At 65.1% G+C, this 17,232-nt stretch carries 14 protein-coding genes; 4 read left to right on the top strand and 10 right to left on the bottom strand.

The genetic code is table 11. The features are described from left to right. Positions 1–110: 110 nt before the first annotated feature. Positions 111–2,420 carry an FdhF/YdeP family oxidoreductase gene (locus BLU39_RS11045; protein WP_092712863.1) on the top strand — a complete coding sequence of 770 codons (2,310 nt, stop codon included), beginning with the start codon at positions 111–113 and terminating at the stop codon, positions 2,418–2,420. On the opposite strand, the gene fdhD is transcribed toward BLU39_RS11045, so the two are convergent. From fdhD to BLU39_RS11025, 4 genes are all read right to left on the bottom strand, one after another. Then, positions 2,410–3,237 (bottom strand): formate dehydrogenase accessory sulfurtransferase FdhD, encoded by an 828-nt coding sequence (gene fdhD, locus BLU39_RS11040; protein WP_092712861.1) that lies wholly within the window; start codon positions 3,235–3,237, stop codon positions 2,410–2,412. The genes BLU39_RS11045 and fdhD overlap by 11 nt on opposite strands. Before the next feature lie 68 nt (positions 3,238–3,305). Then, positions 3,306–3,998: a hypothetical protein gene (locus BLU39_RS11035; protein ID WP_092712859.1), complete on the bottom strand. Its 693-nt coding sequence runs from the start codon at positions 3,996–3,998 to the stop codon at positions 3,306–3,308. Positions 3,999–4,091: 93 nt separating this feature from the next. Further along, complete coding sequence (locus BLU39_RS11030) at positions 4,092–5,549, bottom strand: Ppx/GppA phosphatase family protein (protein WP_092712858.1); 1,458 nt, start codon at positions 5,547–5,549, stop codon at positions 4,092–4,094. A gap of 151 nt (positions 5,550–5,700) precedes the next feature. After that, on the bottom strand, positions 5,701–6,783 hold the full coding sequence (locus BLU39_RS11025; protein ID WP_092712857.1) for a calcium:cation antiporter: 1,083 nt from the start codon (positions 6,781–6,783) through the stop codon (positions 5,701–5,703). A 258-nt stretch (positions 6,784–7,041) separates the two neighbouring features. Between BLU39_RS11025 and BLU39_RS11020 the strand changes: the two genes are divergently transcribed. Then, positions 7,042–7,380 carry a hypothetical protein gene (locus BLU39_RS11020; protein WP_092712856.1) on the top strand — a complete coding sequence of 113 codons (339 nt, stop codon included), beginning with the start codon at positions 7,042–7,044 and terminating at the stop codon, positions 7,378–7,380. Between the two features lie 6 nt (positions 7,381–7,386). Here the strand turns inward: BLU39_RS11020 and BLU39_RS11015 are convergent, their stop codons facing one another. After that, on the bottom strand, positions 7,387–8,538 hold the full coding sequence (locus tag BLU39_RS11015; protein WP_092712855.1) for a GGDEF domain-containing protein: 1,152 nt from the start codon (positions 8,536–8,538) through the stop codon (positions 7,387–7,389). A gap of 37 nt (positions 8,539–8,575) precedes the next feature. Further along, positions 8,576–8,851: a hypothetical protein gene (locus BLU39_RS11010; protein ID WP_077402750.1), complete on the bottom strand. Its 276-nt coding sequence runs from the start codon at positions 8,849–8,851 to the stop codon at positions 8,576–8,578. A 159-nt stretch (positions 8,852–9,010) separates the two neighbouring features. On the opposite strand from BLU39_RS11010, the gene BLU39_RS11005 reads away from it, so the two are divergent. Continuing rightward, positions 9,011–9,781 (top strand): spermine/spermidine synthase domain-containing protein, encoded by a 771-nt coding sequence (locus BLU39_RS11005; RefSeq protein WP_092712853.1) that lies wholly within the window; start codon positions 9,011–9,013, stop codon positions 9,779–9,781. Between the two features lie 154 nt (positions 9,782–9,935). Next, positions 9,936–12,812, top strand: a complete 2,877-nt coding sequence (locus tag BLU39_RS11000) for a bifunctional diguanylate cyclase/phosphodiesterase (protein ID WP_092712851.1) — start codon at positions 9,936–9,938, stop codon at positions 12,810–12,812. 12 nt (positions 12,813–12,824) lie between these two features. Here BLU39_RS11000 and BLU39_RS10995 read toward each other — a convergent pair whose 3' ends face one another. The 4 genes from BLU39_RS10995 to BLU39_RS10980 all read right to left on the bottom strand — a co-directional run bounded on the left by BLU39_RS10995 (position 12,825) and on the right by BLU39_RS10980 (position 17,126). After that, entirely contained in the window at positions 12,825–13,877 is a 1,053-nt protein-coding gene (locus tag BLU39_RS10995; RefSeq protein ID WP_092712849.1) for an MORN repeat-containing protein, read from the bottom strand. Positions 13,878–13,986: 109 nt separating this feature from the next. Then, positions 13,987–14,868: a LysR family transcriptional regulator gene (locus tag BLU39_RS10990; protein ID WP_092712847.1), complete on the bottom strand. Its 882-nt coding sequence runs from the start codon at positions 14,866–14,868 to the stop codon at positions 13,987–13,989. A gap of 69 nt (positions 14,869–14,937) precedes the next feature. Next, entirely contained in the window at positions 14,938–15,555 is a 618-nt protein-coding gene (locus BLU39_RS10985; protein WP_092712845.1) for a PAQR family membrane homeostasis protein TrhA, read from the bottom strand. 86 nt (positions 15,556–15,641) lie between these two features. Next, positions 15,642–17,126: an NYN domain-containing protein gene (locus BLU39_RS10980; RefSeq protein WP_198511124.1), complete on the bottom strand. Its 1,485-nt coding sequence runs from the start codon at positions 17,124–17,126 to the stop codon at positions 15,642–15,644. Positions 17,127–17,232: the final 106 nt, after the last annotated feature.

Below are 17,232 nucleotides of genomic sequence, written 5' to 3'. Positions count from 1 at the left end.
ACTTGCCTAATATGTCAGGAAAATGACAGCCGAATGTCATTTCCATGACGCAAGTCAATGTCATTCGGGGATCGTGCATAATTACCACACTCGCCCAGCCGAAAGAGCCCATGAAAGACCAGGACGCACCGCACATCACGCCCTACACCAAGCCGGCCGCCGGCTGGGATGCCTTGAAACACGTGGCCATCAGCCTGCGCCAGGAGCGGGTCGCGCCCGAGAATCTGAAGGCGCTGCTGGCGCAGAACCAGCCGGACGGCTTCGATTGCCCCGGCTGCGCCTGGCCCGACCGCAACCACGCTTCCACGTTTGCCTTTTGCGAAAACGGCGCCAAGGCCGTCGCCGCCGAAGCGACCAGCCGCCGCGCCGGACCGCCGCTGTTCGCCAGCCATACCGTCACGCAGCTGCTGGAGCAATCAGACTACGCGCTCGAACAGCACGGTCGTTTGACGGAACCGATGGTGTACGACGCCGCCAGCGACCGCTACGTGCCGATTTCCTGGGACGACGCCTATGCCCTCGTGGGCCGCCACCTGCGCGCCCTGCCCGATCCGAACCAGGCCGCGTTCTACACGTCGGGGCGCGCCAGCAACGAGGCCGCGTTTTTGTACCAGCTGATGGCGCGCCTGTACGGCACCAATAACTTCCCCGACTGCTCCAACATGTGCCACGAGGCGACCAGCCGCGGCTTGCCGGCCACCGTGGGCATCGGCAAGGGCACGGTGACCCTGGCCGACTTCGAACTGGCCGACACCATCCTCATCTTCGGCCAGAATCCCGCCACCAACCACCCGCGCATGCTGGGCGAACTGCGCGACTGCGCGCGCCGCGGCGGCAGCATCGTCTCCATCAATCCCCTGCGCGAACGGGGCTTGCAGCGCTTCATGGACCCACAAAGCGCGCTGGAAATGGCGACCCTGGGCAGCACGCGCCTGGCCGGCCTGTTCGTCCAGCCCACCCTGGGCGGCGACTTCGCCCTGATCAAGGCCGTCGCCAAGAGGGTCGTCGAGCATGACGATGCGGCGCAGGCGGCAGGCAGGCCCGCCGTCATCGACCACGCTTTCATCGTTGAACACTGCAGCGGCTTCGACGCCTTCCGCGACGACCTGCGCGCAGAGAATTGGCAACTGCTCGTGGCGGAATCGGGCGTGGCGCGCGCGCAGATCGAGGCGTTGACGGATATCTTCGTCAAGGGCCAGCGCGTCATCGCCACCTGGGGCATGGGCCTGACGCAGCACAAGCACAGCGTGGCGGCCATCCGCATGCTGTCGAATCTGATGATGCTGCGCGGGCAGATCGGCAAGCCGGGCGCCGGCCTGTGCCCAGTGCGCGGCCACTCGAACGTGCAGGGCGACCGCACGGTGGGCATCGAGGAAATGCCGACAACGGCCTTCCTTGACCGCCTGGGTCAGGTGTATGGATTTGCGCCGCCGCGCGCGCACGGCCACGACGTGGTGGCCACCATCGCAGCCATGCGGCGCGGCGACGTCAAAGTGTTCATCGCGCTGGGCGGCAATTTCGCGGCAGCCACGCCGGACACGCCGCTGACCTTTGCCGCCCTGCGCCAGTGCGCGCTGACGGTGCAGGTGGCCACCAAGCTCAATCGCAGCCACCTCGTCATCGGCAAGGAAGCCCTGCTGCTGCCCACCCTGGGGCGCACGGAAATCGACCTGCAAGGCGGCGTGGCGCAGGGCGTGACGGTGGAAGACTCGATGAGCATGGTGCATATTTCGTACGGCCGCAATGCGCCCGCTGCGCCGCAGCTGCGCTCGGAAGTGGCCATCGTGGCCGGCATGGCGGAAGCGACCGTGGGCAGCAGCCTGGTCGACTGGCGCGCGTATGCGGCCGACTATGCGCGCATCCGCGACGACATCGAAAAAGTCTTTGACGATTTTTACGACTACAACGCCAGGGTGGCGCAGCCGGGCGGCTTTCATCTGACGGTGGCCTCGCGCGAGCGCGTGTGGAAGACAGCCAGCGGCAAGGCCAGCTTCCTCGTCGCTCCGCTGGACCTCGATACGCCGCTGCACCGCGCTAGAGCGCGCCACGGCGAGCGCCTGATGGTCTTGATGAGCACGCGTTCGCACGACCAGTACAACACCACCATCTACGGCATGGACGACCGCTATCGGGGCGTGTACGGCACGCGCAAGGTCGTCTTCGCCAATGCGGAAGATATCGCCATGCTGGGCTTTGCCGATGGCGAGCTGGTGGACCTGATCGGCGCCTGGGACGATGGCGTGGCGCGCCGCGCCGATGGTTTCCGGCTCGTCGCCTACGACATCCCGCGCGGCTGCCTGGGCGCCTACTACCCGGAGACGAACGCGCTGGTGCCGCTGGCCAGCACGGCCGACGGCGCCGGCACGCCCACGTCGAAGTCCGTGCCCGTGCTGCTGCAACGCAGTGAAGTTAAAGCGTGATGCCGGGCGTGTAATCGACGTAGGCGTCCTGGCGGCAGAAACCCGCCAGCTTCATGCCCGCCTGCGTGGCGATGGCAATGGCCAGCGAACTGGGGGCGGAAATCGTCGCCAACAGCGGAATCTGCATGCGCGCCGCCTTGCGCGCCAGCTCGTAGCTGCCGCGGCTGGACAGGAAGACGAAGCCGCGCCGCATGTCGATATCGTGCAGCGCCAGATGGCCAATCAGCTTGTCGAGACCATTGTGGCGGCCGACATCCTCGAACACGCGCACGATGTCGCCGTCGGGCGTGCACCACGCGGCCGCGTGGACGCCGCCCGTTTCCCGCATCAGCGCCTGGTGTTCGCGCAAGCCGGCGGAGGCACGCGCCAGCGCGGCGGGCAGGTCGACGCGGATCAGGGATGGCGGCAACGGCGCCGGCTGCAAGTCGAGCATGTCGATGCTGTCGATGCCGCACACGCCGCAGCCCGTGCGGCCCGTCAACTGGCGGCGCCGGTCCTTCAGGCGCACGAAATCCTCCTGGGCGATGCTCAACGCCACTTCGGCCGAATCTGGACGCAGGAACACTTCGCAATCGAAGATGGCATCGGCGGAAGCGACCACGCCTTCCGTCAGCGCGAAGCCATACGCGAACGCTTCCAGGTCGCGCGGGGTGGCCATCATGACGACGTGGGAAATGCCATTGAAGACCAGCGCGACGGGGATTTCCTCGGCGACGTGGTCGATGGCGGGGGTAGCGACGCCCGCCTGGTGGCGGACGATGGCGCGCACGACGAAGCCGGCGCGTTCGATCTCTGTATCTTCTGACATGGCAACCATGGGGGAACTATCACAGGCCCCATGGTAAACCAGAACGGCCAGGCAGGGGGCGGCCCCTGCCCGCGCCATCAATCCTTCTTCGGACGGCCCGTTTTCAGCTGCGGCAAGCCGGCCAGCACGTTTTGCAGGGTAGCCAGGTCGATCTGGCTGATCAGCGCCACGCCGATGCGCAGCAATTCGCTTTTCTTGATCTCGAAGCCGGCTTTCAGGCAGGCTTTTTTCACTTGGCCCAGCACTTCGTATTCCGCTTCCGGCATGGTGAAGCTGTCGCGCACGAGTTTCGGCTTGCGGGCTTTTTCCTTGACGGCGGCGACCTTGACGGCCGGCGCTTTTTTCGCTGGCGCAGGCTTGGCGGCGGCCTTGACTACCGGTTTGACGGCGGCTTTCGCCGCCGGCTTGGTGGCGGGCTTCGCGGCAACCTTGGCCGCTGGCTTGGCAACGGCTTTCACTGCCGCCTTGGCGACCGGCTTGGCCACGACGGCCTTGGCCGCCGGCTTGGCGGCTGGCGCCTTGGCAGCGGCGGGCTTGGCTGCTACTGGCTTCGCCGCAACCGGTTTCGCCGCCGCAGGCTTGGCGGCGACAGGCTTGACGGCGGCCGGCTTGACGGCGGCTTTTGCCACCGGCTTGGCAGCCGGTTTCACGGCAGGCTTGGCTGCCGGTTTGGCGGCTGGCGCGGCCTTGGCCGCGTTGATCGAGGCGCTGGTGGGGAACATCGATACGGGTGCGCTGTCGGCTTTTTTCGCCGGGACGGTCTTGGTCATGGATTTTCCAATCTAATAAATAATATAAACAATATATACTGTTTTTTGAAATCTTGCTTGCTGCACATCAAGTCATGCGCATGGCATGACCTCCTAGGCACTGGCGCGGATGGTGAAATCGACCCCGACCTCATCCCAGAATTCCTGCTCCTTCTCAATCCAGAACGACACGGTGGGATGGTGCGCCACCCAGCCGCGCTTGATATCGAGTTCGATGCGGTTCTTCATGCGCAGGCGCAGTTCGCTGAAATCGGCTTCGATGCGCGCATGCATGAGCAGGATCGACAGGCGTAGCGCCAGCACGGCCTTGGCGAAATCGGGGTCGGACAGCACTTCGCCGATCTTGCGCAAGTTGCCCTTCTGCGCCAGGATCAGCCGGCTCATGGTCTTCTGTTCGCGCGTCGTAAAACCGGGCAAGTCCGCGTTTTCCACGATGTAGGAGGCATGCTTGTGGTAGCCCGTCTGCGACACGGCCAGACCCACTTCGTGCAGCAGGCTGCTCCAGCGCAGGCATTTGACCAGGGCGTCGGACGTGGGCTTGAGCTGCGCGTACATGGCCAGCGCCTGCTCGGCCACCCGGCCGGCGCGCTGCTGGTCGATATGGAATTTCTCCATGCAGCCCTGCACCGACTGTTCCCGGCGGTCGCGCTTGGTCGAACGCAGGTACAGATCCCACATCACGCCCATGCGCAAGCCCGCCTCGATCGGCGTCATGGCGGGAATGGCCAGTTCGCGGAACAGGCCGATCAGGATGGCCAGGCCGCCGACGATGGTGCTGGCGCGGTCCGGGCGCAAACCGGGCATGTCGATGCGGCTCGTGTGACCGAGTTCGATGAAGCGGCGCGCCAGCGCATCGAGGCTGGCGCTCGTGAGCAGGCCGTCGCCCAGCTTGTTGCGGGCGATGATGTCGGCAATCGTGCGGATGGTGCCGGAAGAGCCGTAGGCCGTCTTCCAGTGCTGCGGATGGTAAGGCGGGGCCGCATCCTCGAAATGGCTGCGCGCCGACAGGATGGCCGCCTCGAACGACGGCGCGTCGATGCGCCCGCCGATGAAGAACGACAGGCTTTGCTTGACGGTGCCCAGGCTGAACGACTCCACCTTCTCGATATCGTTGCCGCGCCCCAGTATCAGTTCCGTCGAGCCGCCGCCGATATCCATCACCAGTCGGCGCTCGCCGGGTATGGCCAGCGCATTGGCCACGCCCATGTAGATCAAGCGCCCCTCTTCCTCGCCGGAGATGATCTCGATCGGGTAGCCGATGGCTTGTTCGGCCAGCGGCAGGAAGACGGCGCCGTTGCGCGCCACGCGCATGGCCGACGTGGCCACCACGCGCACGGCCTCGAGTTCGAAGCCGGCGAGGATGGCGCGAAAACGCTGCAGGCAGGCCAGCGCGCCCTGCATGGCCGCCTCGGTCAGGTCGCCATTGGCGTCCAGGCCGGCGGCCAGGCGTATCGGATCGCGCACGCTCTTGACCACGCGGATCGTGTCGCCATCATGCTTGCCGACGTGTAAACGAAAACTGTTGGACCCCAGGTCCACCGCTGCATACATACTGGCCTCTTGTCTTGTCATCACCATGCCAACTGAAAAAGTTGGCTAAACTATATAAATCATTTAAACGATTTAAAAATCCTACCACACTACCGCCATCGTATGACAGCGGCGTGACAGGATTGTGACAAAACGGCAGCGGTGCGGCGGTTTACGGGACGATGGTGGTAAACAAATACACGGCGAAAATCACCAGGTGCACGGTGCCCTGCATGACCGTGGTGCGGCCCGTGCCCAGCGACAGGGTGGCCACCATCAGCGACAGCAGCAACAGCACCGTCGACTTGATATCGAGACCCAGGGTGATCGTCAGGCCCGTGGCCAGGGACACCACGACCACGGCCGGTATCGTCAGGCCGATGCTGGCCAGGGCGGAACCGAGCGCCAGGTTCAAGCTCGTTTGCAAACGGTTCGCGCGCGCGGCGCGCACGGCGGCCAGGCCTTCTGGCAGCAGCACGATGGCGGCGATGACGATGCCGACCAGGGTTTTCGGCGCGCCCATGGCGGCAATCGCCGTCTCCAGCGCGGGCGCCAGCGACTTGGCCAGCAGCACCACGGCGCCCAGGCACACCAGCAACGCGCCGGCGCTGACCCAGGCGACGGTTGGCGTGGGCGGCGCCGCATGCACCTCTTCGTCGCCGACGGCCTCCTTGGGCAGGAAGTAATCGCGGTGGCGCACCGTCTGCACCAGCACGAAGGTGCCGTACAGGACCAGCGAGATGACGGCGATGAAGATCAGCTGGCTCGAGTTGTAGTACGGGCCGGCGGCGCTCGACGTGTAATTTGGCAGCACCAGGGTCAGAATGGCGATGGCCGCCAGGGTGGCCAGCGAAGCGCTCACGCCCAGCAAGCCGAAGGTCTGCTCGCGATGGCGCCCGGCGCCCAGCAGCAAACAGATGCCGACGATGCCGTTCAAGATGATCATGATGGCGGCGAACACGGTGTCGCGCGCCAGGCCCGTCGTTTCCGGTCCGCCGGCCAGCATCAGCGAGACGATCAGCGCCACCTCGATCAGGGTCACGGCCAGCGCCAGCACCAGGGTGCCATACGGTTCGCCGATGCGGTGCGCCACCACTTCCGCGTGGTACACGGCGGCCAGCACGCTGCCGATCAGGCCGGCGACGAGCAGGATCTGGTAGGCGCCGCCGACGTTGAAGGTGGAACCGAACAGGAACAGCCAGCCGGCAAGCGGGGCGGCAAGCGGCCATACAGGCAGGGATTTAAGAATTTTCATTATGGGCCTGGCAAGAGTAAAAAAGGGGAACTGCGGTGCGGCGGCACAGGGAAGCCTGGCGTGCGCTCCCCAGCATAACTTGCCCAGCTTAAATGAAAGTTAGGGAATACACACGTTCGGCTTGCTGCCGTCCGGAATGCCTGCCGCCAGCAAGCATGGCACATTTGGTAACATGCCGTTGCAATTTTCTTGTCTTTTTGCTTGCTGCCGCCCTCATACTGCCGGGAACGCCTTCGCGACAACGACCAAGGAAACAACATGATTTCACTCAGCAGCGCCGCCATGCGCACCTTCATCTTCGCGGGCAGCATGCTGTGCGCCGCCGCACACGCGGACACGCCGCCAGCGCAGGAAGCACAGGTAGACGCAAACTGGGCCACCCCGCCCGCGCCCGCCGCGGAGTCGCGCTGGCAAGACAGCCTGCCGCCCGCGCCGCCCGTGGCGCCGCGCGAAGAAAAGATACTGCCGAAGAGCGAATGGCTCACCGTCGAACCGATGAAGGCGCCAGACCGGCGCTGCGATCCCGGCCTCGACGCCCTGTTCCTGCCCAAGGAATGCGGCAAGGAACCGAGCTGGCTGGGCTCGCCCAAAAAGTAAGCTGTTTTACACGTCCAGGGTGCTGGCGCCCTGTGCTTCCACCACCCTGTTGCGGCCCGCCTGCTTGGCTGCCTGCAGCGCTTCATCGGCCCGTTTGAACAGGCTGACGGTGCTGTCTTCGGCGCGGATGGTGGTCACGCCCAGGCTGGCCGTCAGCTGCAGCACGGCGCGCTCCGTCTTGACGGGCAGCGCTTCGACGGCCGCGCGGATGCGTTCGGCCACCATCAGCGCATCGGCCAGGGTCGTGCGCGGCAGCTGGATGGCGAATTCGGCGCCGCCCAGGCGCCCCATCAGGTCGCTGTCGCGCAACTGCTGGCGGCACGTGTCGACGATGGTTTTCAGCACCGCATCGCCCACCGGATGGCCATAGCTGTCGTTGACTCTTTTAAAATGGTCGATATTGAGCACCACCAGCGCCGTCGGCAAGCCGGGCCGGCGCGCCAGCGCCATCCACGGCGCCAGCGCCTGGTAAAAGCCGCGCCGGTTCGGCACGCCCGTGGCCGCGTCGAGTACTTCCAGGCGCGCCAGTTCGCCGCCCAGTTTTTCGCGCGACAGCAGCAGATAGCCGAAGGCGTTCGTCAGCATCATCAGGTACAGGGCACCGAAGCCGGCCAGCTGCATCAGCTCGGCATCGAAACCGGGAACGGCGGCGGCCAGCACGCCGCGCGCGGCGATCAGCAGCGACAGGATGCCCATGCTGACGACAAGGAAGCGGCGCAGCATGCTCGCCTCGCGCCATTTCAGGCACAGCGCGGCCACGCCGGCCAGGAAGAAACCGGCTACGATCAGCGATCCGCCGGCGCTGCGCAGCAGCGGCGCCACGTCGAACAGGTAGCAGGCGGCAAACAGGCCCACCGACAGGCCCAGCGCCGGCAAGATATAGCGGCGCCAGCCGCTGCGTCCGGCCGCCTGCCACAGCGCGCCCGCATCGAGCGCCATGCCGGCAAACAGCAGGCTGTTGCCGAGCAGGATGGAGAGGAAATCGGGCAGCACGCCGCGGAAATACAGCAGTCCCCAGGCCACGGCCTGGCATTGCTTGGCCACCGCCCAGGTGGACATGCTGAGCGACTTCTTGCGCTCGTACTCGAAGAAGAACAGGGCCGCGCACAGGCTCAGGTTGCCAAGCGCCAGGGCCAGTACCAGGGTCTTGATATCCATGGGCTACGCTATCGCTGCGCGGGCGCGGCGCGCCAGGTCAGATTTCGTGTTCGACATTGGTGCTGCCGTCGCCGATCTTGCTGGCCCACGCCTGCACGAAATACTGCTTTTCCACTTCGCTGGGCGCCTCGTGCCAGAACACGATGAGCGTGCCCTTGTGGTCGTGGATCTGCGCCACTTTTTCAATGAAGCCGAGATTGGCGGCCTGGTCGGCCAGCGCCGCCGCGTAGCCATACACGCGCGTCAGCCGCTCGATGCGGTCAGGCTCCGTGAAACTGTTCGTCGCCGTAATGATGGGGTGATCCAAAAACATGCTTGTCTCCATGGTGCCCGACTGCGCGGCCGTGCCGCCGCGTGCCGATCTACATATACGCATGCTCGGCGCGGATTAATCGGGTATGCTCACGGCAGCTTATCAGATTTCTCTGAATGCAACAAAGCATCTCCCCAGTCCACTCAGCGAAGTCGTCCCATGCCGGAAAACAGAAGCACCTCCCCACTTGCCCCGCAGGTGCATACCTGTGGCGACCGGCGCCGCCTGGAATTCCAGCCCGGCATGATCCAGAGCGAAATGCTGCTGTCGCGCCCCGATCACCTGCTGCTGCGCTACGCGCGCGCCATGATGTGCTTTACCCTGTTCGTGCCTCGCCCGCGGCACATCCTGATGGTGGGCCTGGGCGGCGGTTCGCTGCTGAAATTCTGCCACCGCCACCTGCCCGACACGCGCATCACGGTGCTGGAATTGCGCGCCGACGTGATCGCGCTGCGCGGGCAGTTCATGCTGCCGCCCGACGACGCGCGCCTGCGCATCATCGAGACGGACGCCGTCAGCTATATCCGCCAGCATCCGGGCTGCGCCGACGTGCTGCTGCTCGATGGCTACGACGAAACGGGCTTGCCGCCCGCCCTCGGCAGCGCGCGCTTCTATGCGGACTGCCTGCGCGCCCTGCTGCCCGGCGGCGTGCTGGTGGCCAATCTGTTCAGCTACGACGCGCACTACCCCGCCATGCTGGCGCGCCTGATGCTCACCTTCCGCGGCGCCGTCTGCCAGTTCGACGGTATCGCCGGCAATAACCGCATCATCTTCGCCGCCAAGGCCGGGCAAGGCGCCGGCGGCCGCGCCGTGCGCACGGTGCGCCTCGTGCGCTGGCGCCGACTCTGCGGCCTGGCTTTCCTGAACCGCTGGCTGCCGGCCTGGCAGTTGCGGCGGCTGCGCCGCCAGTCCGGCGCGGGCAACGACTGAAAGTCGCCCTCCCTGGCCATAGATTTTGTTGCTTATTAGCAGTAATTTGGTGCAAAATTCGCATGATGGATGTGGTTTATGACAAACTACGGCCTGCGTGGGGCCGGCAGGCGCCGCCGAATTCGAGTGTCCATGAAGTGAGATAGGAAAAACCATGCTGCGTGGCCGCCTGCCATTGTCGATTTCCGCCGCGGCCGCGCTGACCTTTGCCTGCGGCGTCAGCGTGACGGCCGTGCTGTTCGCCGCCATCAGCCAGCTCGAATACGACAAGATGAGCCTGAGCCTGCAGCAGCGCGCCAGCGCCAGGGTGGCCGCCATCGAGCAGGGACTCGACGATGCGGTCGAGGTGCTGACCACGACGAACCAGCTGTTTGCCGCCGTCGTGCCCGTCTCACGCGAACAATTCCACGACTTCACCACGCCGCTGCTGCAGCGCCACCCCTTCATCCAGGCCTTCAATTTCCACCGCATCGTGCCGCATGCGCAGCGCGCCACATTCGAGGCCGAACTGCGACGCATCGTGCCGGAATACGCGATGACGGAAATGCACGATGGCGTCATCGTGCCCGCCACGACGCGCGCCAGCTACCTGGTGGTGGACTACCTCGAGCCCTTGCAGGGCAATGGCCCCGCCTTCGGCCTGAACGTCAGCCCGAACGGCGTGCTGGCACGCGCGCTGGAACAGGCCATCGTCAGCGGCCAGGCCACCGCCACCGGCCTGCTGGCACTGGCGCAGGGACCGCAGCAAGGCTTCGTCATCGTGCGCCCCGTGTACCGCCGCGGCGCGCCCCTGCAGACAGTGCAGCAGCGGCGCGCGGCGCTGATCGGCGATACGGCCGTCATCGTCCGCGCAGGCGAACTGGTGCAGAAAATCCTCGCCGGCGCCGACTTGCTGGGCGACCCGCAGCTCGAACTGAGCGTCTACGCGGACGCCGGCGCCGACCCGCGCCAATTGATCTTCCGGCATGGCCAGGCGCCCGCCAGCGAAGCAGGCGGCGCCTGGGAGTCCTTGCCGCGCTGGCTGCACTTTGCCTACCACAGCCATTATGACCGGGCCTTTACTTCCGCCGGGCGGCCCTGGCACGTGCGCGTGCTGGCCCATCCGCGCCCCTTCCTGGCCGACCACCTGGGTTCCTTGTTTACCGTGATCACGGGCTTGCTGTTCAGCTTGCTGACGGCCGCCTTCGTGCAGTCGCTGACGCAGCGCTCGCGCCGCGTACAGTTGCTGGTGGAGCAGCGCACGGCCGACCTGAAACGCAGCAACGAACTGCTCAGCGCCGACGTGCGGGCGCGCCAGCGCACGGAGCGCGCCCTGCAGGAAAGCGAAAAGCGCTTCCGCCGCCTGCTGGCCCTGTCCTCGGACTGGTACTGGGAACAGGACGCCAACTTCTGCTTCACCCACATCACCAGCGGCTTCACGGACAAGTCGAACATGCCGCTGGAACGCTTCATCGGCATGACGCGCTGGGAAAACAACCCGGAAATGCGCAATTCGCGCTGGGGCAAGCAGCATATCGCGAACCTGGAAGCGCACCTGCCCTTTTCCAACCTCGAATATGCGATGCACGACCGCGACGGCCAGTTGCGCTGGTTCAGCATCAATGGCGAACCGCTGTTCAACGAGCTGGGCGAATTTCGCGGCTACCGCGGCACGGGTTCGGAAATCACGGAACGCAAGCTGGCCGAGCAGCAAATCCAGCACATCGCCCATCATGACGTGCTGACGGGCCTGCCCAACCGCGCCCTGCTGCGCGACCGCCTGGCGCAGGCGATGGCACTGTCGCGCCGCAAGAACCGCGCATTGTGGGTGCTGTTGATCGACCTCGACCGCTTCAAGTTCGTCAACGACAGCCTCGGCCACAAGGCGGGCGACCTGCTGCTGAAAACCATCGCCACGCGCTTGCAGGCCAGCCTGCGCGAAAGCGATACGGTGGCGCGCCTGTCGGGCGATGAATTCGTCGCCATCCTGTGCGAACAGGCGGACGAAGTGCTCAGCAGCGCCATCGTGCAGCGCGTGATGGATGCGGTGGCCCAGCCCGTGCTGTTGGATGGCAAGGAATTCTTCGTCACCTGCAGCGTCGGCGTGGCCGTCTACGACATGTCGCGCTACGACGCGCCCGGCGACGTGACCCTGAATGGCGAGACGCAAAACCTGATCGAGCAGGCCGACATCGCCATGTACTGCGCCAAGAAACAGGGCCGCAACAACATCAAGTTCTACACGACGGCCATGAACCAGGCCACGCTGGAGCGCCTGCGCATCGAGACGGCGCTGCGCAATGCGCTCGAAAGGGAGCAGTTCGTGCTGCATTACCAGCCGCAGGTGGACCTGGCCAGCGGGCGCATCGTCGGCGTGGAGGCGCTGCTGCGCTGGCAGCACCCGGACCTGGGCATGGTGGCGCCGCAGCGCTTTATCGCGCTGGCGGAAGATACGGGCCTGATCGTGCCGATCGGCGCCTGGGTCATGCGCGAAGCATGCGCGCAGGTGAAACGCTGGCATGCGGCGGGACTCGATACCTTGCGCCTGGCCGTCAACCTGTCGGCGCGCCAGTTCAACGAGCCGAACCTGGTCGCCACGATCGGCGAAGTGCTGCTGGAATCGGGCTTGCCGCCCGCCTGCCTGGAACTGGAACTGACGGAAAGCCTGTTCATGCACGACGTGGCGCTGGCCGTCAGCCAGCTGCACGACATGAAGGCGCTGGGGGTGCAGCTGTCGATCGACGACTTCGGCACCGGCTATTCCAGCTTCGCCTACCTGCGCACCTTCCCCATCGACGTGCTGAAGATCGACCGCAGTTTCGTCGGCGACGTGGCGCGCGACGCGGACGACGCGGCCATCGTTGTCTCGATCATCGCCCTGGCGCACAACCTGAAACTGCGCGTGGTGGCCGAAGGCGTGGAAACGGCCGAGCAGCTCGATTACCTGCGCCGCCATGGCTGCGACGAGGCGCAAGGCTATTACTTCAGCCGGCCGCTGCCGGCGCATGAAGTGGAAGCGCTGCTACGCGGCGAGTTCTGCGCGGCACAGTGACGCGCCGCCGCGCTATTTCGAGAAACTCAGCAAGAAGCTGAACGGCACCATCATCGCGCACGGCTGGCCCGCACAACGGCCCGGCGTATATTTGACCAGCATCAGCATGGACGCCGCCAGCTTGCCCGACTCGCTGTCCGGGCTTTTCAGCAGGGTCACATTCTGCGCCACGCCATGTTCATCCACGCTGACATTGGCGCGCAATTTGCCCGTGGCCGCCTGGTACGAAATCAGACGGCCCATGGCACGCGAGATCTCCAGCATGCCTTTCTCCGGATAGGGTGGCACGTCGCCATCCTGTAATACCTTGTAGTACAGTTTGACAAACGATTGCTGCTCCGGCGTCATCTCGGCATAGGACTTTTCCGGCGGCACCACATACCCCGAGCCCATGACCGGACGGATGTTCGAACCGATCGGCGCGTCCTGCGCCTTGAGGCTGTACAGCGTGGGCGCCTCTGGTTTTTCCGCCTGTGCCGTCAACTGGAAGCTGCCATTGAAGCGGGCCTTCAGCACCTGCCCGTTGGGATACAGTATCTCGCCGTCACCGACCGGCTTGCCCTCGCGCCAGGGCCCCCTATAAGCGCCGCCAAGCGCGAATGTCATGGTGCCACTGCCTTCCGGACCATGGCGCCAGCCACCCTCATAATGATCGCCGCCAGCATAGACGGCCTTGACGTTGCCGACGGGCTTGTCCTCTTCGAAGTTGGCTTCCAGCTTATCCCCGTTTTTAAAGATCACCACGCCGGGACCGTGCAGCATGCCATCCCGGTAGTTTCCTTCATGCAGGCTGCCGTCGGCCCACTGCGCAATGCCCGCGCCCTCCGGCACACCTTTGCTCAGCGGACCCTCATAACGTTCCGTTGCCTTGCCGTCCTTGCTCCACTGCAAACCACCGGGCCCGCTGGCATAGCCATCCTTGCAGGCGCCATTCCAGTACGCCATATGCCCGGCCACCCGTGCGTGCCCGGCAATGCGGCAGTCCGCCTTGCCCGCATAGATGAGGTCGGCGGCACCGGCGCTGGACGCGCACAGCAAGATGATCAGGGAAAGCGGTTTTTTCATATCACCCTTGCAATGTTTTTAATTGCCACAGGCTAACATGCCTGAGTTGATGGAAAATACGCGCATTCTCACGCGGCGCACGGCATGCCATGCTCCTTCATGCCCGCACCTACAGCTTCTGCTGCAGGAATTCGAGGAAGCAGCTGATGCGCTGCGCCAGCTGCGTGTTGCGGTAGTAGACGGCGTGTATCTGCTGGCGGTAGCCCGTATAGAACGGTTGCAGCACTTTCACCAGGCGGCCGGCCGCGATGTCGTCCTTCGTCATGAAATCGGACAGGCAGACGATGCCCTGGTCGTGCAGGGCCAGCTGGCGCAGGGTTTCGCCGCTGGACGCGGCCAGCGCGGGCACGATCTGCACGCTGTTGCCCGCGTCGTGGCGCAGCGGCCAGTTGTTGCCCAGGTCGTACTGGGCAAAGCCCAGCAGCGCGTGGCCGGACAGCGCTTCCGGCGTGGCCGGCTCGCCGTGGCGCGCCAGGTAGGCGGGCGTGGCCAGCACGTGCAGCGGGCTGGCAGTCAAGGCGCGCGCATGCAGGGTCGAATCGACGAGGGCGCCGATGCGGATGGCGATATCGGTGCGGTGCTCGAGCAGGTCGGCGATCTGGTCGTTGCTGGTCAGTTCCAGGCGGATGTCCGGATACATGGCGCGAAACTCGGCCACGTGCGGCACCACGCAATGGAGCATGAAGGGCGAGGCGGCATCGACGCACAAACGCCCGGCCGGTTTCTGGCGGCGGATGCGGATCGATTCCTCCACGTCTTCCATCGACGCGAGGATGGCGCGCGCCTTGTCCAGGAACAGCTGCCCTTCTTCCGTCAGCTCCATGCGCCGCGTGGTGCGCGTCAGCAGCGAGGTGGCCAGCTTGTCTTCCAGCCGCGACAGGGCCCGGCTGACGCCCGACGTGGTTTGCCCCAGGTGCACGGCGGCCGCGCTCAGGGTGCCGCTGTCGATGACGGTGACGAAGATTTTCAGGTCGTCCGAGTTGATATCCATTCTTGCCCTTGTTTCACAGATCGCGCCATTATAATGGAATGACGGCAACAGTGAGGGCGAGCGGCTACGTCAGGCAACGTAGAACAAAATGGCGACAAAATGGCAGCTACTGCCGGCCAGCACGAACAGATGCCAGATGCCGTGGCCATGGCGCAGCTTGTGGTCGGTGGCATAGAAGGCGATGCCGCCCGTGTAGCACAGCCCGCCCGCCACCAGCCACAGGAAACCGTTCCACTCGAGCGCCGCCAGCAGCGGCTTGATGCCGATGACGATCAGCCAGCCCATGGCCACGTAAATCACCAGCGACAGGATGCGCGCGCCTCTCGCGTACACATATTCCTGCACGATGCCGATGATGGCCAGGCCCCAGACGACGCCGAACAGCGACCAGCCCCACGGCCCGCGCAGGGTCACCAGCATGAAAGGCGTGTAAGTGCCCGCGATGAGCAGGTAGATGGCGCAGTGGTCTAGCCGCTGCAGCACGGCCTTGGCCTTGCCACGCACGCTGTGGTACAGCGTGGACGTCAGGTACAGGGTGAGAAGCATGGCCGCATACACGCTGCAGCTGACGATTTTCCAGGCGTCGCCCGTGCGGGCCGCCACGACGATCAGGATGACGCCGCCGATGGCCGCCAGCGCGGCGCCCACCACGTGGGAAATGCTGTTGAAGCGTTCGCCGTGGTACATGGCTTAAGCCGGGCGTACAGGGACGCAGCAAAATGCCGGGGTCGGACCCTGAGGGTCCGACCCCAGTGCTTGCTTTGGGGGTTCAATCAAGCCGCTTCCGCCTTCTTGCGGGCCGGACGGCGCGCAGGGGTCTTGCGCGGCGCCTTGGCAGGCTTGTCTTCGGCCACGACCACTTCGACCGGAGCAGGCTCGATGGTTTCGACCGCGGCTTCAGCCGCCTTCTTGGCCGGCTTCTTCGCCGCTGCCGCCTTGCGGGCCGGCGTGCGCGGCTTGGCCTTCGGCTTCGCTTCCACGACCGCTTCCACTACCGGCTCAGGTACGGGTTCAGGCATGGTTTCCACCACCGGCGCCACCTCGACGGCAACAGCTTCGGCGCGCGCTTCGCGGCCGCCATCGCCATTTTTGCGGCCGCCACGGCCGTTGCGGCGCGAACCGCGCTTGGCGCTGCCTTCTTCCGCCACCACTTCCACCACCTCGGCGGCGGCTTCGGCCACCTCGTGCCGCTCGTCCGGCTGCGGCGCCGGCGCATACTGCTCGACGACTGCTTCGGCGTCGGCCACCGGCACGAAAGCCTGTGGCGCTTCGTTGCGACGCTGCTCGTTCTGCTTGCGGCCGCCACGGCCGTTGCGGCGCGAATCGCGGCGGCTGCCGCCCTCGCGGTGATTGCCCTCTTCCGCCGCCACACCGGACTCGCCGGTGACGATGGCGTCGCTGGCCACTTCCCCGTTCACGGGCGCGGCAACAGGCACCAGGCCGCTGCTGCGGTAAACATAGGCGCCCGATTTTTCATCGCGGCCAAATTCCAGCAAGCCGCGCGTCTGCGCTTCTTCCAGCAGGTTGCCGAAGGTGCGGAAACCATAGTACGACTCGCTGAAGTCCGGCTTGCGGCGCTTGATCGCTTCTTTCAGCATCGAGGCCCAGATCTTGCCGCTGTCGCCACGTTCGGACACCAGCGCATCGAAGGTGGCAACGGCCATTTCGATCGCTTCCGTCTTGCGCGACTCGTATTTTTCCTTGCGGCGCACTTCTTCGTCGGGCGAACGCTTGGCCGCCGGGGTTTCGCGCGCGTCGCGCTTGGCGGCCGTGCGGCGGCTCTCGCGCACCAGGTCATCGTAGAAAATGAATTCGTCGCAATTGGCCACCAGCAGGTCGGAGGTCGATTGCTTGACGCCCACGCCGATCACCTGCTTGGCGTTTTCGCGCAGTTTCGACACGAGTGGCGAAAAGTCGGAATCGCCGCTGATGATGACGAAGGTGTTGACGTGGGCCTTGGTGTAGCACAGGTCCAGCGCGTCGACCACGAGGCGGATGTCGGCCGAATTCTTGCCCGACTGGCGCACGTGGGGAATTTCGATCAGCTCGAAGTTCGCCTCATGCATGGTGCCCTTGAAACTTTTATAACGGTCCCAATCACAATATGCCTTCTTGACAACGATGCTGCCCTTGAGCAGCAAGCGTTCCAGGATGGGCTTGATATCGAATTTTTCGTAGTTTGCATCTCGCACGCCGAGCGCGACGTTCTCGAAGTCGCAAAACACGGCCATGCTGAGGTTTTCTGGGGATGACGCCATAGGGGTGAATTCTCGCTGATGATAAGGGCGGACGGGAAGCGCAACGCCTCCCTTTTCCCCTAGTATATTCGCCCGCCCCCCGTTTCGGCGACAACTATCGTGCGCG

The organism is Janthinobacterium sp. OK676 (genome assembly GCF_900103595.1).
Lineage (GTDB): Bacteria > Pseudomonadota > Gammaproteobacteria > Burkholderiales > Burkholderiaceae_D > Janthinobacterium.
This window is presented reverse-complemented; position numbering and strand designations above follow the sequence as displayed.